This window comes from Acetobacteroides hydrogenigenes (genome assembly GCF_004340205.1).
In the GTDB taxonomy this organism is placed as follows: domain Bacteria; phylum Bacteroidota; class Bacteroidia; order Bacteroidales; family ZOR0009; genus Acetobacteroides; species Acetobacteroides hydrogenigenes.
This window is the reverse complement of sequence record NZ_SLWB01000004.1, coordinates 141,997-158,701: the sequence shown is the minus strand read 5'-3', so window position 1 is coordinate 158,701 and position 16,705 is coordinate 141,997. Positions and strand designations below refer to the sequence as shown.

The window sequence follows — 16,705 nt, the reverse complement described above, 5'->3', positions numbered from 1 at the left end:
GTAGCCATGGAATTTAGCAGCACTAAATCAATATACATCCAGATTGCCGACTACATGTGCGATTGCATCATGATGGGCAAGTGGAAGGTCAACGAAAAGATTATCTCCATCCGCGAGCTGGCCGTAGAGCTCGAGGTGAACCCCAACACCGCCATGCGCGCCTTCGAGCATCTGCAAAGCCGTGGAATCATCTACAACAAAAGGGGCATTGGCTACTTTGTGGCCGAGGATGCCGTGCAGAGGGTGAAGAGCCTGCTGCGCGAGGAGTTCATCACCGACTCGCTCCCCAATTTCTTCAAGAGCATCTTTCAGCTCGAGATCAGCTTCGATGAGCTGAACCGCATGTACAACGAATACAAGGTTAACCTTACCAAATAAAACAATCGTATGAAAACAAGTAATATCCTTATACTATCATTTGTAGCCCTTTCGGTTGTACTAACAGCGGTTGCTACAAGCAAGGTAATACGCACCCTTAAGGCGGCCAACGAGCGTAGCGTGGCCATTAAGCAAAATAAGCTTGGCATGAAGGAGCTAACCTTTGCCCCTTGCCAATCGGTAGCCGTAAATGGCACCAACAGCCTCGACGTGGTGGTACGCCTAGGTGCATCAAACCGTACGGCTGTATTTGTAGAAGATACCTATAAGGGGCAGATTGCCGTAGCCGAGTCTAACGGAGCGCTAACCGTTAGCTCGAAAATCAAAAAGGACGATGCCCACGCGGTGGTAATCGTGGAGATGCCTCAGCTGCAGCGCATGGTGCTAAACGATGCCCGCTGCACCATCGACTCGCTGGTGGCCGATCAGCTGGAGATGGAGCTGCTTGGCAACTCGGACCTGAACATACTAAAGGGCTCGGTTCAAACGTTCAGCTACAAGGGGGCTGACAACTCGTCGGGATCTGCAGGTGAGCTGCTTAAGGTGGCAGCCTGGGACATCCGCCTAAGCGATAACGCTGACCTCGATGGGGTATCGCCCAACAGCAAGCTTAGCATGAGCGTTACCGGCAACGCCAACGTCAACCTTAAAGGTGGAAAAGAATAGCTTTTTACGAATACCCAAAATTTAGCTGCTAATACCATCAACAATGAAAGCACTTGTAACCAACCGAACCGACCGAGTAATGCTAGCCGTAACGGCATTCAGCGGTGTGATGTTTCTTGCCTGTGTTGGCCTGATGGCCTCCAACTATAGGCCGCTGCTGGGCAAGGATGCTCTAGCGCAGGATCTCAACAAGAAGGTTTACATGGAGCTAAGAACGGGCGCCAGTGTGGTGAAGGCTCAAATGGGTGGGTTGCCTGATATGATTGGCGAATCGTTCAGCACGTTTGGCTCTAGCCGAACAATGATTCCCAACTTCGATCTCGCAGTTCCGGTGCAAGGCTTGATTAACGTAGGCCGTAGCCTGATTAGCAGCGAGAGGTAGGGCCGTTAGTGTAAAATAGCAAGGCACAAGTAGCAAAACATCGTTCTGCAAAATGGCTTGTGTAAAGAATATATCCTGATTGAAAACGTGGTTGTTTTAGCAAATCAGAAATTTGGTTGACGAAAAAGCGCCCCTAAAAGGCGCTTTTTCATTTGTTGAGACGCGTTTCAAACGCATTTCAACAATGTGCTACCGGTAAGCCTTGCCCACGAGCAAAAGGTCGGCAAGGGCGATAGCCGTAGCGGCCTCGAGCACCACGGGTACGCGCAGGGCGATACAGGCGTCGTGGCGACCCTTAATCACCAGTTCCTCCACTTGGCCCGTTTCGCGGTTGAGGGTCTGCTGCGCTACCCCAATGCTCGATGTTGGCTTTATCGCTACCCTAAACACCAGCTCGTTCCCGTTGCTGATGCCCCCGTTGATGCCCCCCGCATTGTTCGACGAGGTTCTTCCATCGGGGGTGATGATTGCATCGTTATGCTCGCTGCCGCGCATCGTGGCGGCGGCAAAGCCCGAGCCAAACTCAATGCCCTTGGTGGCGGGTATGGCAAATACGATGTGCGATATGGCCGACTCCACCGAGTCGAAGAAGGGTTCGCCCCAGCCTACGGGAAGCCCCGTAGCGCGGCACTCCACCACGCCCCCTACCGAGTCGTGCGCCGCCACCACCTCGTCGATCACCGCATCGATGTCGGTACGCCCGCCCACCGATAGCAGCTTCGCGCTGATGGTAACGCCCTCAACTATCTTCTTGGCGATAGCTCCTGCGGCAACTAGGCCAAGGGTAACGCGCCCCGAGAAGTGCCCACCGCCGCGGTAGTCCTGGTATCCCTTGTACTTCTCCTGCGCCACGTAGTCCGCATGGCCTGGGCGGGGCGAGGTTACAAGGTTCGAGTAGTCTTTGGAGATGGTGTTGGTATTTCTGAATATGATGGTGATGGGCGCACCCGTAGTATGGCCGTTGAACACGCCCGAGATGATTTCTGGCATATCCTCCTCGCTGCGGGGCGTAGTACCCTTGGCGCCGCTCTTACGGCGGGCAAGGTCGGCCATCAGGTCGGCCTCCGCGAGGGCAATCCCCGCCGGGCATCCGTCGATGTTGATACCCACCGAGGCGCCGTGCGACTCGCCAAATATGGTAACCCTAAAAAGTCTTCCAAATGAGTTCATATCTTTTTTAGATGTTAGATATTAGACGTTAGATTTTAGACACAAGACACAAGTATCACGACACACGACTGAAAGATGAGGAATAAAAGTCTTTATGCACTTTGTGCTATCCTTTGTGCCCTTTGTGTTTAAAACATTATCTGTAAAAATCAGCTTCACCAGTAAAATCAGTGTTCTAGCACGTTTTCCAGATGCTCCCAAAACTCCGGATACGATTTGGCAACGCATTCCGGCGTGGTGATACCAATCTGTCCCGATGCGATAAGCGCCAGCGTTGCCGCAGCCATCGCCATGCGGTGGTCGTTGTACGACTCCATGGTGCAGGACTTGGGCGTTGCTCCCTTGATGTACATCTCGTCGCCCTCAATTACCACCGAGATGCCCGCCTTGGCAAATTCGTTCTGGATGGCCATAGCGCGGTTGCTCTCCTTATGGGTTAAGCGCGATACGCCCTTAAGCAGCGTTGTTCCCTTGCAGGCTGCTGCCAGCACGGCAAGCGGAGGGAAGAGGTCGGGGCAGTTGGTGGCATCGAACGAGAAGGCTTTTAGTGGTGATTTCTCCACCTCGAAGAAGCCGTTGCCCTCGGTAATTCGTCCTCCGGCCAGCTTAATTGCCGTAACAATCTCCTTATCTGCCTGCTTGGAGGCTGACGATATATTTTCTACCCGTAGCTTACCCGCAATTACCCCTGCAACCAGGAAGAATGCCGCTCCGCTCCAATCGCCCTCGGCGCGAAGCTCGTAGGGCTTGTACTGTTGATTTGCCTTCACGCGGAAGTGCTGGTAGCTGTTATTCTCCACCTCCACGCCAAACTGCAGCATCACCTCAATGGTTATATCGATGTAGGGGCGGCTCTTGAGGTTGGCTACGTTGAGGGTTACATCCTGCTTGGCAAGCGGGGCCGCCATTAGCAGTCCGGTAAGTATTTGTGAACTTAGTGATCCATCGATGTTGGCTGTACCGCCCATCATTGGTCCTTGAACGGTTATAGGAAGCAGCCCGTTGGTGGTTTGGCACGTTGCCCCTAGCTGGTTGATGGCCTCCTCCAATCCGCCCATCGGACGGGTGGTAAGCGAGCCATGTCCTGTTAGCGTTTGCTTTGTAGCCAACGTCGAAACGATAGGGGTGAACATGCGGATGCTTAAGCCCGCTTCGCCGCATGACAGCTCCGTGCTGCTCGGACGAAAATCACCCGTAATGGTCCACCTGTTGGGCTCCTCAACCACCGTTGCGCCCAGCTGACGGGCCATGTTGAGCGCCGCCAAGCAGTCGTTGCAGGTGCTGGGGTTATGGATGATGGAGGTGCCCCGCGCCAGCATGGCCGCAGCCACGGCACGCTGCACCACGCTTTTTGATGCGGGGATGCATACGGTTCCCTTAACTTCCGAAGGCCTTACTTCTTTCATCTTTATAGATTTCTTCAACCTCGTTGGTGCCCAAGGTGGGGGTGTAAATCACCAAGTCGGGTTGGTGTAGGTTTATGATGCTTTCTGCTTTATGTTTTGGTGCAGCCCAAAGTTCTTCGCTGATTTGCTGCGGTTCATCCACGTTGCAGATGGCTACAGCCTTGATGTTGGTGTTGCGGGGTTGCTTCAGCGCTTGGTCCATCACCTCTACCGATGGCGTTGTGCCAAAGATATGCTCGTATGCCTTTACCGCCTGATGTAGCAGCCACTGGCTACCGTCTACTATTGGATTGCCGTTCTTTTTTGCCATCTCTACCAGCGCCGATGCGTGGTAGTTGGCGTCGAACACCCAAAGCCCTTTAGGTAGATGGTTGATTGGAATCTTTGCCGAAGGTATTAGCACTGATACGAATAGTTCTGCATCGGCAATGAGTATTGGCAGCTCTTCTAACCTTCCCATTCTGCAGCCTAGCTTGCGCGATACCTCTACAGCCTTTGATGCTGTCCGGTTTACAAGGGTAACATCGGCACCTTCTTTTACTAGACCATAGGCAACAGCTTTTCCGGCTCCGCCCAACCCGAGAAGTACCACTTTCAATCCTTTTAAAGATAGCCCGCTCTGCTTAATGGCCTGCGTTGCGCCGTACCAGTCGGTGTTGTAGGCGGTAAGGCGACCGCTGTTGTTGACAAGCGTGTTGGCGCCGCCAATTAGCGATACCTCCTCCGATTGCTCATCAACAAAAGGAAGAACCTCCTCCTTAAAGGGTGCGGTGATATTGGCCCCGGCAAGGTTCAGGTGGCGTGCTGCCTCGGCAACATCTTTGCCCGACTGCACCCTGATACGCGTATATAAGCCGCTGTCGCCTAAGAGCGCGTTAAACATCAGCGGACTTTTGCTGTGTAGGATGGGGTTGCCAAAAACGGCCAACAGCTTACTCTTCATGGCCTATAGCATTATAGATGATCTCCATTTCGGTATTGGTTAACTGACCGGGTGCGGTGGCTGCCCCTTCGGGAGCCGCAAAGGTAAATGGCGCTCCCAGTAACGGGATTGCCACACGGGTTACCTTTCCTGCTTCGCCCATTGCCAGTGCTACCATCGGCTTTATCGGATTCTCGTAGAGCGATAGGATGCGCGCCGCATCGGCAGCGCTGTTGGCCATGGTTGCCAGCTTCAGGATGTCGGCACCATCGTCCATCATCTCCACCATCATGCTCTGCAGGGTTTCCTTGTCGGGCGTGTCGGTGTAGTTGTGGTACGATACGATAACCTTGCAACCCTTGGCGTGAGCTCCCTCCACCATCTCCTTTTTGAAAGAAGATGGCGCCTCCACCTCCATGTCAACGTAGGCTGCACCACTTTCGATGGCGGTTAGCAGCAGCTCGCGCTGTGCCTCTATGCCCATCGTGTCGGGGCGACAGGTGGCGATGAGGTTGGGGTGCGAGCGGAATACCGCGGCTACCTCATCCTTGGTAAGCCCCAGCAGGTCGATGCGGATCTCGGCCATCTGGGTGGCCTTTAGCCTTTCGAGTAGCTCGTTTAGGGCGATGCTTCCGTAGCTGATGCAGATCATAGCGCAGCCTCCATCTTTTTATAGCAATCCTGCAGCTCGGTGGTGCTAAGCGGCTCCACGCGCGTGCTGCCGATGCCCTCCATCAGCACAAAGTGAATGGTAGATTTCTCCTTCTTCTTATCCTTTAGCATGTAGGTAAAGGCGGTTGCCCTATCGAACGATGCCGATGTGGGCAACTGCAGCTTTTCGAGCAGAGCCTTGAGCCGCTTCACCTCGTCGGCGCTCATCAATCCTTTTTGCGCCGACAGCTGCGCGGCGAACATCATCCCGATGCTTACCGCTTCGCCATGGGGCAGGTGGGTGAGCTTCTCGACGGCATGCCCCCAGGTGTGCCCGAGGTTGAGCTTGCGGCGTTCGCCCTTTTCGCGCTCATCCATCGACACAATATTAGCCTTTATGCGAACTGAGTTCTCCACTACGCGGTTGATGGCCTCGGCGTCGCGGGCCAGCAGCTTGTCGCTGTTCTGCTCGATATAGGTGAACATCGCGGCATCGGCAATGAGGGTGTGCTTAACCACCTCGGCAAGGCCGCTGCGGTAGTCGCGCTCGTCGAGGGTGAGGAGCATCTGCGGGTCGCAGATCACGAACTCGGGCTGGTTGAAGCATCCCACGATATTCTTAAAGCCTTCGAGGTTTACCCCGTTCTTGCCGCCAACGCTGGCATCGACCTGCGATAGAAGCGTCGTAGAAACGAAGCCGAAGCGCACGCCGCGCATGAAGGTGGAGGCTACGAAGCCCGCCACGTCGCACACGATGCCGCCGCCAACGGCTAGGATAAACGAGCTGCGGTCGGCGTCGTTGTCGAGCAGCCAGCGGTAGATCTGCTCCACCGTTTGCAGCGTCTTGTTGCCCTCGCCCTGCCCGATGGTAAAGGTCGGGTAGCCCTCGAAGTGTTTCCCGTAAAGGCTCTTCACCTTATCGTCGGTTAGCACAAACACCCCCTGCGAGGGGAGGTGCTTGGCGATATTCGTGATGGATTCGCCGACAAGGATCGACGAATCGGCGTAGGTGCCCTTAACTTTTACCTCTACCATTTTCCTTTAGTCTCTGGTTACGTTAATCTGATGGTTGATGGACTCCTCGTGGATCGACTGGAAGATTTCGGAGATACACTTATCGCTTAATCCCTTGCCAGCCCCCTTCTCAACCATCTTGTTGATGATGTCGCTCCAACGGGCCGTCTGCAGGATGCTCACGTTGTTTTCCTTCTTGCAGAGACCGATCTTCTCGGCGATCTTCATGCGGGCTTCCAGGATGTTTAGTATCTGGTCGTCGTACATGTCGATCTGCGAGCGGAGCTCATCTAAGGTACGAATAAATTTCTCATCGCTGGTGTGCTCGGTTTTTATCTTCAAACCGCTGAGGATTTCACCCAGTCGGGTAGGGGTAACCTGCTGCTTGGCGTCGCTCCATGCCTCGTCGGGGTTGCAATGGCTCTCGATCATCAACCCATCAAGGTTGAAATCCATGGCGCGCTGCGCGATGTCGGCAATCATGGTGCGGTTTCCGCAGATGTGGCTGGGGTCGCCAATGATGGGGAGATTCGGGTGGATGCGCTTCAGCTCGATGGGCACCTGCCAGTGTGGGGTGTTGCGCAGGTCGCTCTTGCCCCAAGTGGAGAAGCCGCGGTGGATGGCGCCCAGCTTGCGGATGCCAGCCGCGTAGATACGGTTGATACCTCCATCCCACAGCTCGAGGTCGGGGCTAAGCGGGTTCTTTACCAGCACGGGGATGTCGACGCCCTGAAGCGCCTCGGCGATCTCCTGCATGGCGAAGGGGTTGGCCGTGGTGCGGGCGCCAATCCAGATGAGGTCGACGCCGTACTTGATGGCCTCGAACACGTGCTTCACCGAGCCTACCTCGGTGGCCACGGGCATGCCGGTCTCCTTCTTTACCTCGCGAAGCCACTCTAAGCCGATGCTGCCCACTCCCTCGAAGTTGTTGGGGAAGGTGCGGGGCTTCCAGATGCCTGCGCGGAAGATGTCTACCTGGCCAAGGACTTTAATCTCCTTGGCGGTTTGCATCAGCTGTTCGGGACTCTCGGCGCTGCAAGGTCCTGCGATAATTAGCGGTCTCTTGATTCCTGGTAACCATTCCGACATCGGAATCAAATCTTTAAGCTCGTTTGCTGCCATTGTATGATGTTTTTGTTTTGTTTCGTTACTTTTTTAAGACTCTAGATATTAGACGTTAGATGCTAGATGTCTTCGCGTAAACCTGACAGGTTTTCAAAACCTGTCAGGTTTAGCATCAAGTCCGGCGACGCTTCCTCAGCTCCAGCGATATTTCCTCAAGTCCGGTAGCCCAATCTTACAACCCGGTGAGCAAATCTTACGTTCGGCAGAGCAATCTTATGGTTCGGCGAAGCAATCTTACGACTCGGCGGACAAATCTTACGCCCGGTGAAGCAATCTTACGACTGGGCGAGCCAATCTTAGCTCCGGTGGAGTAATCTTATGCTCCGGTGAGCCAATCTTTGGGTCGTAAACCTGTCAGGTTTAGCCGAAAGGTAGAGACATTGCAGTGCAACGTCTCTACGTAAATCCTGCGTATCAGCCTAGATTCTCAAAGTGACTGCTTCTGAAATTCTCTTTGTCTAACTTCCCCGCTAAGGCGGGATGTCGCTTTGCTCCACTTCCGTTTAACTCCCGAATAACTTCGGTATAACTTCCGTTTAACTTCCGTTTAACTTCCGTTTAACTCCTCTTCTCCAGTACCCCCCTAATTCGGTTGGCCTCGCGCATCAGTTCCTTTAGCCCCTCCTCGTCGCGGTTAAGGATGCGCTCCTTAAACTTGTTGAGGTTGTCGATGTAGCTGTCGAGCGCCTCCAGCAGGTGCTCCGAGTTTTCGAGCATGATGGGCGCCCACATCTCGGGCGAGCTCTTTGCCAGTCGAACCGTCGAGGCGAAACCGCTGCCGGCCATGTCGAAGATCGAGCGCTCGTCCTTCTCGATGTCGAGCACCGTTAGCCCCAGCGTAAACGACGATAGGTGCGAGATGTGCGAGACGTAGGCTAGGTGCTTGTCGTGCTCGTCGGAGTCGATGCGCTTGAGCTCCATGCCCAGCTGCACGAATAGGTCCTCCACGCAGTCTACAGCATCGGGGGCGCTCTTCTCCCTATCGCAGATGATGCCCAGCTTGCGGTAGAAAAGGCCGCTGTGCGCTGCCGATGGTCCGCTGTACTCGGTTCCTGCAATGGGGTGGGCGGCAACAAATCGCTCGCGTCGTGGATGCCCTTCCAGCGCCTTGCAGATACTTTTTTTGGTCGAGCCAACATCAAAGATAACGCCATTTGCTGGAAGATGCTGCAGCGCTTCCTTAATAACGGCTGGTGTTGCCCCTACGGGTACGGCAACCACCACCACGTCCGACTGCGCCACGGCCTGATCGAGCGGTAGGCATTGCTCCACCAGCCCAAGGTCCATGGCCTCGCGCTGGTGAAAGGGGTTGGCATCGACGCCTAGCACCCGATGCCCCATGTGCTTAAAGTCGAGGGCCATCGATCCTCCAATTAAGCCTAGTCCTATAATGGTAATGTTCATTCTTGTTTTCTTTTTGAAGTCGTAATTCAAAGAATGGCGACTTTTAATTTCCTGCAATGCCTGTTCAGGGCGATTCCCCTCCTTCTCAAGGAGGGGTGCCCGTAGGGCGGGGTGGTTGGTCAATTTATAATTTCGAGAGTCAACCACCCCCGGCTGCGCTGACCCCTCCTTAAAAAGGAGGGGAGTCGCGTTGATATAACTTTGTGCGGTTATAAGAACACTTCTGTACTACTATTCCTCTAGCTTATACGTGCTAAGTATATCGGCGGCCTCCTTTAAGGTTGCCTTATCAGCGCAGAGCGAGATGCGCAGGAATCGGCTGCCGTTCGATCCGAAGATCGACCCCGGCGTGATGAAGATGCCCTTTTGGTAGAGGATCTTGTCGGCCATCGCCTCGGCGCTCTCCACGCTGTCGGGGATTTTTATCCAGAGAAACATCCCCGAATGTTCCTTGGGCAGCTTGCAGCCTATCTTTCGGGCAATATCCTCGGCTAGCACCAGCCTTTTGGCGTACTCGGCATTGATGCTGTCGAACCAATCCTGATCGGCGCTCAGTGCAGCAGCAGCGGCCATCTGTATGGGTAGGGCCATCCCCGAGTCCATGTTGCTCTTAAAGGTGAGCACCGCGCTGAGGTGCTCGGCGCTGCCAGCCAGCATCCCCACGCGCCATCCGGCCATGTTGTGCGACTTGCTCAGCGAGTTGAGCTCCAGCGCCACCTCTTTGGCTCCTTCAACGGCCATCAGGCTTAGCGGCTCCTTGTTTAGGATGAAGCTGTAGGGGTTGTCGTGGCAGATGAGGATTTGGTGCTTTCTGCCGAACGCCACCAGCTGCTCGAACAGCTCCCTCGTAGCCTTTGCGCCCGTTGGCATGTGGGGGTAGTTCACCCACATTATCTTTACTTTTGAAAGATCGCGCTGCTCTATCTCCTCGAAGTTGGGGTGAAACCCGTTCTCCTCGGTAAGGTTGTACTCCACCGGGATACCGCCTGCCAGCTTGGTTGCCGAGGTGTAGGTGGGGTAGCCAGGGTTGGGAACCAGCACCTCATCGCCCTCGTCGAGGAAGGCCATGGAGATGTGCATGATGCCCTCCTTCGATCCCGTTAGTGGAAGAATCTCGTTGGCTGGGTTTAGCGTCACGCCGTAATATCGGTGGTAGAAATCGGCAAAAGCCTGGCGAAGAATGGGGCTGCCAATGTAGCTCTGGTAGCCGTGAACACCGCTCTTTCGGCTGGTTTCACAAACGCCCTCAACCATTGCGGTCGATGGCTGCAGGTCGGGGTTGCCAATGCCTAGGTTGATGACCTTCGTGCCGTTGGCCCTCATCTGGTCAATCTCCTTTAGCTTCTTCGAGAAGTAGTACTCGCTTACCTTCCCAATTCTACTCGATGGTTTTACGTGCATGGTATTGCTATTGCTTATAAATTAAAATATTTCTGATCCAGCTTGGTATTCGCCCAGCACCTTAAAGTAGGTGGCTGTTTCGTTGAGCGTCTTAACGGCCTGTAGGTACTGCATGTAGCTATCGTACACAAGGTCGGCATGGAAGATGTACTCCCACTTTGCCCCAACCTTGGGGAGCGAGTGGAGCATGGTAAGGTCTACGCCGCAGTCGGCAATGTCCTTGAGGATGGCTGCCAGCGCACCAGGCTCGTGCTTGGCCGAAAAGCAGATGCTTGCCTTGTTGGAGGTGGTGTTGCGTATCTTTCCATCCTTTTTTGTAAGGATGAGGAAACGGGTGTAGTTCTCCTTGTTCGATTCTATTTCGGGAGCAAGGATGTTAAGCCCGAACAGCTCGGCAGCCAGCGACGAGCCAATGGCCGCCTTCCCTCTGATTTCACCCTCCGATATCTTACGTGCGCTAAGGGCGGTATCTTCCGACTCGATGATCTTCCACTCGGGATGCTCTCCCAAGAAATCGGTACACTGCTGTATGGCCATGGGGTGCGATTCCACCTCTTTTATGGACTCTAAGGTTTCGCCCGGTAGGGCTAGCAAGTTCTGTACGATGCGCAGGTAAACCTCGCCAACAATCTGTAGCTCCGAGTTGCGGAGCAGCGCGTAGTTTGGAAGGATACCTCCTGCAACGGAGTTTTCGATGGCCATAAGAGCGGCATCAACCTTTTCCGATTCGGTTGCAGCAACCAGCTCGCGGAATGTTAGGCACTCTACAGGGATGATATCGTTACCAAGGGTTTCTCTTGCGGCAATCTCGTGGAAAGCTCCTCTTACTCCCTGTATGGCTACTCTCAATGGCGATTCGTACTCTAGTGTCATTTGTTTTTGTCTTTTTGGTCGGATATAAAAAAGGCCCCATTTGTGATGGGGCCTTTATGTTCGTTGTTGTCGTATACAATCTAGTACGCACATAAAAACCCCCGCTTTTCCCAGTAGTAATAGAAAAAGTAGAGATACGAAGCGCTAAATAGCGAACGTAACCGCATCTGCTGCTCTGCCCTCGTTGTTTCTATGGTGTGTGCTGTTTTCATTCTGATATTATGGTAAAAAAAAGAGCCCCATTTCTGGGGCTCGTCTATTCTCGTGTTGTTGTTTACATTCGCGCAATAGTCAAGCCCCCTCTTTCGTAAAAAAAGAAGTAATAAAAAAAGTAAAACCAATTTGTTACTTGTAGGGACTTCATCTCTTTGTTTGTTTTGACGAATGCAATATTAGTTGTTTCTGCTTACCGATGTTCGGTTATGCGTTGTTTTATAACCATCCTTAACGGTAAATAGATTGCTGTAAGATTCTTGTGAACTACTAAAAAGGATGTGTTTTTGGGGTATTGTTACTTGCGATAAACTTTAAAGAATGGCTAGGTTTCAAATTAGAAGAAGATAAACCTTTAATCAAATATTTTGTAAGAATGAATTCTTATAGAAAGAAAGAGGCGAAAAGGTCTATGAGAACCTCTTCGCCTATGCAAAATGGAGTGTATGGCTATGCTAAAAGAATATTTCCGTATAGATGTCGCTACCTTTTATTCCTTGCGACTGAAGAATGGAAATAGCATCCTCAATCATCTGATTATTTCCGCAGAGGTAGCAGAGCGTACCTTGCTCAACTGGGTTGGCTTTAAGGTAATCGGTGACTCTTCCATAAAAATCTCCCGATTTGTCACGCGAGGTACAGGCAACATACCTTTCTTTTGGATATTCTTCCATCTCATACCTGTCGCTCCCGTTTCTTACCCCGTGAATTAGCTTATAATCGAGGTTCGGATGCGACTTGATGAAGCTATGGAATGGCGATATTCCAGTTCCCGATGCTATGAAAAGGAACTTCTTAGATTCAACGTCGTTAGGTTTTACCCTAAAGTGGCCCCAAGGTCCTTCAATAAGCACCTTATCACCGGGTTTAAGATGATGTAGCTTAACGGATACTATTCCGTCATCAACCTCCTTTATAAGAAAGTCTAGCGTTTCGTTGTTTTCTCCACTGTAAATGGAGTAGTGGCGAGCCTGAATATCGCCCGGAATGTTAAGCGAAAAATATTGTCCACTTCTAAATGTTACGTCCTTCTTTTCGAGCCTTAGAATGTAGGTTGCATTAGGTAGTTCATCTACCCTTACCACCTGATGCTGCTTTTCTATCTCCTCTACATTTACTTCAATAGTTTCACTTATCAGTTTGGTGATTTGCATTGCATCTATTGGGTTGCTTACGAGTAGTAATGGCTTTTTCTTGTTTTTACTTTTACATCCGCAGCTCTTTACTTCAATAATGGTATCGGCGGCTGCATTCGATTTACATGAGCATTTACCCATATCTTTCCTCTCTTTTTTGGTTTTGTGGTGGAAAAACATTGATCAAGGACAAATGTTTTCGCTTTAGCTTTTAAAAAGAAAAAGGCTTTCGGAAAGAAAGCCTTAAAAGAGAACCTATACCTTGGCAAGTTTGCTCAGAATCTTTTGGGGTAGCTTGTGTAGCTGCCTGATGTGTAAGGCTGAGCCAACCATTACCAATCCGAGTAAAATAAAAGCGTAGGAGGTTAGTGTTACTAAGTTTGCTATCCCCACAACGGGATTAATCACAACAAAGATTCCTAGAACGGCAGCTGCAATAAAAAATGCGAGCATCCACCACCAAACTTTTAGCCCGTATTCTTTTAGGTCGATGGAAAAGCTAACTCCGTTTATGCCTTTAAATATAAGCCAGAGCCCAACAAAATAGGGGAGTAATTCGGCAGAAATGATATTCCGAGAAATCAAGATTAGACCTACAATAAGGTCGAAAGCCCCATTTGATAGGTACCATCCCCAGCCGGCTAGCAGTTTGCTATTACTTATGGCATAGTAGAGTTGTGCGGTGCCTTCGGCAATAAGAATTATGGCAAATAAAAGGTAAAGCGAAAAGAACGAGGCCTCGGGTGTTTGGTGGGTCTCTAAACCAAAACCAATAAAGGTTAACCCTACAAATATGTGTATCCACCAATTTTTCACTGCCTTCACGAGCCTTTTTTGTGGGAGTAACTTCATCTTTTACGGTTTAGTTTGACAGTTATCAATGTCATCCTCAATTATGGAGAACGTGACTAGTTTTCAACAATGTTTTTTGTTTGATGTTCTAATCCCTCTTTATTTTAAGATTGCTAGCCTTTATATGTAGATAGGTAATTCATAAATGATATTGGGTGTATTTACTATTTTTGTTTGTTTTTATGCTTTGCGATAATATATGGATAAATAATCACTAGATGAACGATTTTAATTCAAGAGCAGCCGAATGGGATACACCTCAGAGGGTAAAACTAGCGCAGCGTGTTGCTGCTGCCATCGAAGGTGTTGTGGCGCTGAATCCCTCGATGGATGCAATGGAATATGGATGTGGAACTGGCTTGGTCGGTTTGCCGCTAATCGATAAGGTTGGGACAATAACATTTGTAGATACTTCTGAGGGAATGCTGGAGGTGCTTTCCTCAAAAATTGGAAAGGAACAACAGGGGAAAGCAAAGGTTTGTAACGTAGATCTTTCAGTAGGTGCTTCTTTTGATGGATCTTTCGATCTTATATTTTCGTCAATGACCTTGCATCACATTTCCGATTATGCCGCTATTATATCCCGCTTTTCCAGACTCCTTAAACCTCAAGGTAAGTTGGCAATAATCGATCTGGTTTCCGAGGACGGCTCTTTCCATGGCGAAGGTTTCGACGGTCACAAAGGCTTTGACCTCGCTCAGTTAACTCAAGCAATTGAAGCCTCAGGCTTAACGGTAATCCATTTGAATGTGTTTATGGAAATAAAGAGGGACAACGGACTAAACTATCCACTATTCATTATAGTTGGAGAGAATTAAGTTAGCGGCAGTATTTCCCGAAAGTATCCATCACGCTTTCGACGTACGATTTTGATACAGGGATGTCTTGAGCATTAGGAATGTCAAGTTCAAGCCTGAGGCCATCCTTATCCTTTCGGATAATTCTAACCTTTTCGAAGTTTACGATGTAGGAACGGTGGCAGCGCACCATTTCGGAGTTGGCAAACATTTCCTCCAACCTTTTTAGAGAGTTACGAAGCATAAATTTCGAAACCTTACCCTTATTAAAGTAGTGGATGTTTACGTAGTTATCGGCAGCTTCTATATAGATGAGATTTTCTGTTTTTAGAGATAGCCTTAGCACGCCTTTTTCGTCGTGAAAGGCAACCAATTTTGAGGCATCAAAAGAGGTCTCTCCCTGAATAAGCGCTTCTAGTTTGTCCTTGTTCTCTTTCCACGAGAAGTAAAGCCATAGCACCGAATAGGGCAGTAATATAATAAGAGCTGTGTTTTGAACAGAGATTGTGGCTAAATCTATAAAATTGCGCTTTTCGTGAAGGATTACAGACTCGTAAAGCGTATAGAATAGAGACATAAAAATAATCTCAGCTAGAATCCAAAGTAGGTATTGCCAAAGTAAAAGCGTTCTTTTTTTGCTTATCTGGTACATTAAAACCCTACTTATAACCACAACTAGCACTCCTGTTAGAATTACTAGGCTAGAATAGAAGAATAGTTCTAAGGGGGTTACATTATACCATGTTTCTACTCCAAAAGGGGAGTAAATATTGATGAATACAAGGGCAAATGCAGCGGTAAAGAATATCAGTCTGACAATATTCCCTTTGTTGGTAATGTAGTTTGGTATTGGTTTTTGAATGTCTACCATTTTCTGCTTTTCTCTTGTTGAACAAATGTAGTTTTTCTCTCGAATAAATACAAAAAGGAGTATTGATAGCTTTGGGACTTTTGTGATTTCACCCCACATTTGGCATTTTTGCCCCTAAATAATAAATTTTACCCCATCGGATTTGCTCTTGACCCATAAAATTGGACGACTAGTAATCTCGCTTTAATTTTGCAATCAATAAACTAATCGTCAGCAATATGGGATACATGAGTGCTTTGGATGATTTTAAGAAAATAGATGTTTTAGCTAGCGGAAGCGTTGATTTTCCTACTGCTGATTTGAAAATTCGCACCCTAAACTTTCATTCGAATAAGGTTGAACGCTTTCGTCTGCCAAATCATCCAGACGTTTTGGTTAGTTCTTGTTGGGAAAATGAGGTTTTGTCGGATTTTGATGATATAAATATCAACTTTTCATATCCTGTTTTTTTACCTGAAGGAGAAAAGAGGTACGATAAGGTAATCGTTCTACTCCATGGGTTGAATGAGCGTACTTGGATGAAGTATATGCCTTGGGCCAATGAGTTGGCAAGGTCTACTAAAAGTGCGGTTCTTCTTTTCCCTATATCGTACCATATGAATAGGGCTCCTAAGGAATGGGCAGATCCTAGAGTTATGCTTGCAGTCCTAAACAGTGGACATCTAAGGTATGACAAGGCAAATAGTACTTCGTTTGTTAATGTAGCTTTAAGCCAGAGACTATTGTCCGATCCTTTACGTTTTTTTACCTCTGGATACCAGAGTGCAAATGATCTGGCAAATCTTTTGGAAGAAATAAAAATGGGGAAGGTTTCTTATATAAGCCCTAACGCTCAAGTTGACTTTTTTGCTTACTCTATAGGAGCATTTCTCTCCCAAATACTTTTTATTGCAAATCCTAACGATATTGTTTCTAACTCCAGGCTTTTCATGTTTTGCGGAGGCGCCTTCTTTAACGAAATGAACGGCGTTTCTAAGATGATTATGGATGAGCCATCCTTTAGTAAGATTTTCAACTACTACAATGATGAGTTTGAAAAGGAATCTGCTCGTCAAACACGGTTGGGATTATTTATAAAGGATAATCGATTTGCCATGGCCTTTCGTTCAATGCTCAACATGAACAGACTAAAGGATTTTCGTTGTGATATGCTCTCGAAATTTAAAGGACAAGTGTATGCCATCTCGCTTTTAAAAGATAAGGTGATATCACCTACTGGAGTATCATCCTTCTTTAGAAGCATTGGCAGTAAAAATATAGAGATGGTGGATTTTACTTTTCCCCACTCGCACGAACAACCGTTTCCAATTATTGGGAAGCCTACTATAAGCGATGCTGTAGATGGAGGCTTTAAACATGTCTTCAGACGGGCAGCCTGCTTTTTAGGCTAGTACCCAAAAAGAAGAGAGAATGGTGTGAACCATCCTCTCTTTTGTTTTTTAGT

17 protein-coding genes are annotated in these 16,705 nt (G+C 49.5%); 5 read left to right on the top strand and 12 right to left on the bottom strand.

Going from position 1 to position 16,705, the window contains the following annotated elements; all coding sequences use genetic code 11:
- The first annotated feature begins 6 nt into the window (after positions 1-6).
- Genes CLV25_RS06080 through CLV25_RS06070 form a run of 3 tightly spaced genes read left to right on the top strand, consistent with a single transcriptional unit; the run spans position 7 to position 1,426 of the window.
- Positions 7-378, top strand: coding sequence for a GntR family transcriptional regulator (locus tag CLV25_RS06080; RefSeq protein ID WP_131838744.1), 372 nt, complete (start codon positions 7-9; stop codon positions 376-378).
- A gap of 9 nt (positions 379-387) precedes the next feature.
- Positions 388-1,044: a hypothetical protein gene (locus tag CLV25_RS06075; protein ID WP_131838743.1), complete on the top strand. Its 657-nt coding sequence runs from the start codon at positions 388-390 to the stop codon at positions 1,042-1,044.
- 43 nt (positions 1,045-1,087) lie between these two features.
- Complete coding sequence (locus tag CLV25_RS06070; RefSeq protein ID WP_131838742.1) at positions 1,088-1,426, top strand: hypothetical protein; 339 nt, start codon at positions 1,088-1,090, stop codon at positions 1,424-1,426.
- Between the two features lie 189 nt (positions 1,427-1,615).
- On the opposite strand, the gene CLV25_RS06065 is transcribed toward CLV25_RS06070, so the two are convergent.
- From CLV25_RS06065 to CLV25_RS06015, 11 genes are all read right to left on the bottom strand, one after another.
- Positions 1,616-2,596 (bottom strand): chorismate synthase, encoded by a 981-nt coding sequence (locus tag CLV25_RS06065; RefSeq protein ID WP_131838741.1) that lies wholly within the window; start codon positions 2,594-2,596, stop codon positions 1,616-1,618.
- Between the two features lie 167 nt (positions 2,597-2,763).
- On the bottom strand, positions 2,764-4,002 hold the full coding sequence (aroA, locus tag CLV25_RS06060) for a 3-phosphoshikimate 1-carboxyvinyltransferase (protein WP_131838740.1): 1,239 nt from the start codon (positions 4,000-4,002) through the stop codon (positions 2,764-2,766).
- Complete coding sequence (locus tag CLV25_RS06055; protein WP_131838739.1) at positions 3,974-4,945, bottom strand: shikimate dehydrogenase family protein; 972 nt, start codon at positions 4,943-4,945, stop codon at positions 3,974-3,976. The genes aroA and CLV25_RS06055 overlap by 29 nt, the downstream gene beginning before the upstream one ends.
- Complete coding sequence (locus CLV25_RS06050; RefSeq protein ID WP_131838738.1) at positions 4,935-5,576, bottom strand: type I 3-dehydroquinate dehydratase; 642 nt, start codon at positions 5,574-5,576, stop codon at positions 4,935-4,937. Before CLV25_RS06050 ends, CLV25_RS06055 begins: the two co-directional genes overlap by 11 nt.
- Positions 5,573-6,610 carry a 3-dehydroquinate synthase gene (gene aroB / locus CLV25_RS06045; RefSeq protein ID WP_131838737.1) on the bottom strand — a complete coding sequence of 346 codons (1,038 nt, stop codon included), beginning with the start codon at positions 6,608-6,610 and terminating at the stop codon, positions 5,573-5,575. The genes CLV25_RS06050 and aroB overlap by 4 nt, the downstream gene beginning before the upstream one ends.
- Positions 6,611-6,616: 6 nt before the next feature.
- Positions 6,617-7,711: a chorismate mutase gene (locus CLV25_RS06040; RefSeq protein ID WP_131838736.1), complete on the bottom strand. Its 1,095-nt coding sequence runs from the start codon at positions 7,709-7,711 to the stop codon at positions 6,617-6,619.
- 561 nt (positions 7,712-8,272) lie between these two features.
- Entirely contained in the window at positions 8,273-9,265 is a 993-nt protein-coding gene (locus CLV25_RS06035; RefSeq protein WP_262709461.1) for a prephenate dehydrogenase, read from the bottom strand.
- Positions 9,266-9,349: 84 nt separating this feature from the next.
- Positions 9,350-10,519, bottom strand: a complete 1,170-nt coding sequence (locus CLV25_RS06030; RefSeq protein ID WP_131838734.1) for a pyridoxal phosphate-dependent aminotransferase — start codon at positions 10,517-10,519, stop codon at positions 9,350-9,352.
- 21 nt (positions 10,520-10,540) lie between these two features.
- Positions 10,541-11,392, bottom strand: coding sequence for a prephenate dehydratase (locus CLV25_RS06025; RefSeq protein WP_131838733.1), 852 nt, complete (start codon positions 11,390-11,392; stop codon positions 10,541-10,543).
- Between the two features lie 668 nt (positions 11,393-12,060).
- Positions 12,061-12,882 (bottom strand): ferredoxin--NADP reductase, encoded by an 822-nt coding sequence (locus tag CLV25_RS06020; protein WP_165877007.1) that lies wholly within the window; start codon positions 12,880-12,882, stop codon positions 12,061-12,063.
- Between the two features lie 114 nt (positions 12,883-12,996).
- Positions 12,997-13,593 (bottom strand): HdeD family acid-resistance protein, encoded by a 597-nt coding sequence (locus CLV25_RS06015; protein ID WP_131838731.1) that lies wholly within the window; start codon positions 13,591-13,593, stop codon positions 12,997-12,999.
- 218 nt (positions 13,594-13,811) lie between these two features.
- Between CLV25_RS06015 and CLV25_RS06010 the strand changes: the two genes are divergently transcribed.
- Positions 13,812-14,411: a class I SAM-dependent methyltransferase gene (locus CLV25_RS06010; protein ID WP_131838730.1), complete on the top strand. Its 600-nt coding sequence runs from the start codon at positions 13,812-13,814 to the stop codon at positions 14,409-14,411.
- Between the two features lies 1 nt (position 14,412).
- On the opposite strand, the gene CLV25_RS06005 is transcribed toward CLV25_RS06010, so the two are convergent.
- Positions 14,413-15,261 carry a LytR/AlgR family response regulator transcription factor gene (locus tag CLV25_RS06005; protein ID WP_131838729.1) on the bottom strand — a complete coding sequence of 283 codons (849 nt, stop codon included), beginning with the start codon at positions 15,259-15,261 and terminating at the stop codon, positions 14,413-14,415.
- Positions 15,262-15,479: 218 nt separating this feature from the next.
- On the opposite strand from CLV25_RS06005, the gene CLV25_RS06000 reads away from it, so the two are divergent.
- The gene (locus tag CLV25_RS06000; protein ID WP_131838728.1) at positions 15,480-16,652 is read left to right on the top strand and encodes a DUF6051 family protein; all 1,173 of its coding nucleotides are present in this window, start codon (positions 15,480-15,482) and stop codon (positions 16,650-16,652) included.
- The last annotated feature ends 53 nt before the right edge of the window (positions 16,653-16,705 follow it).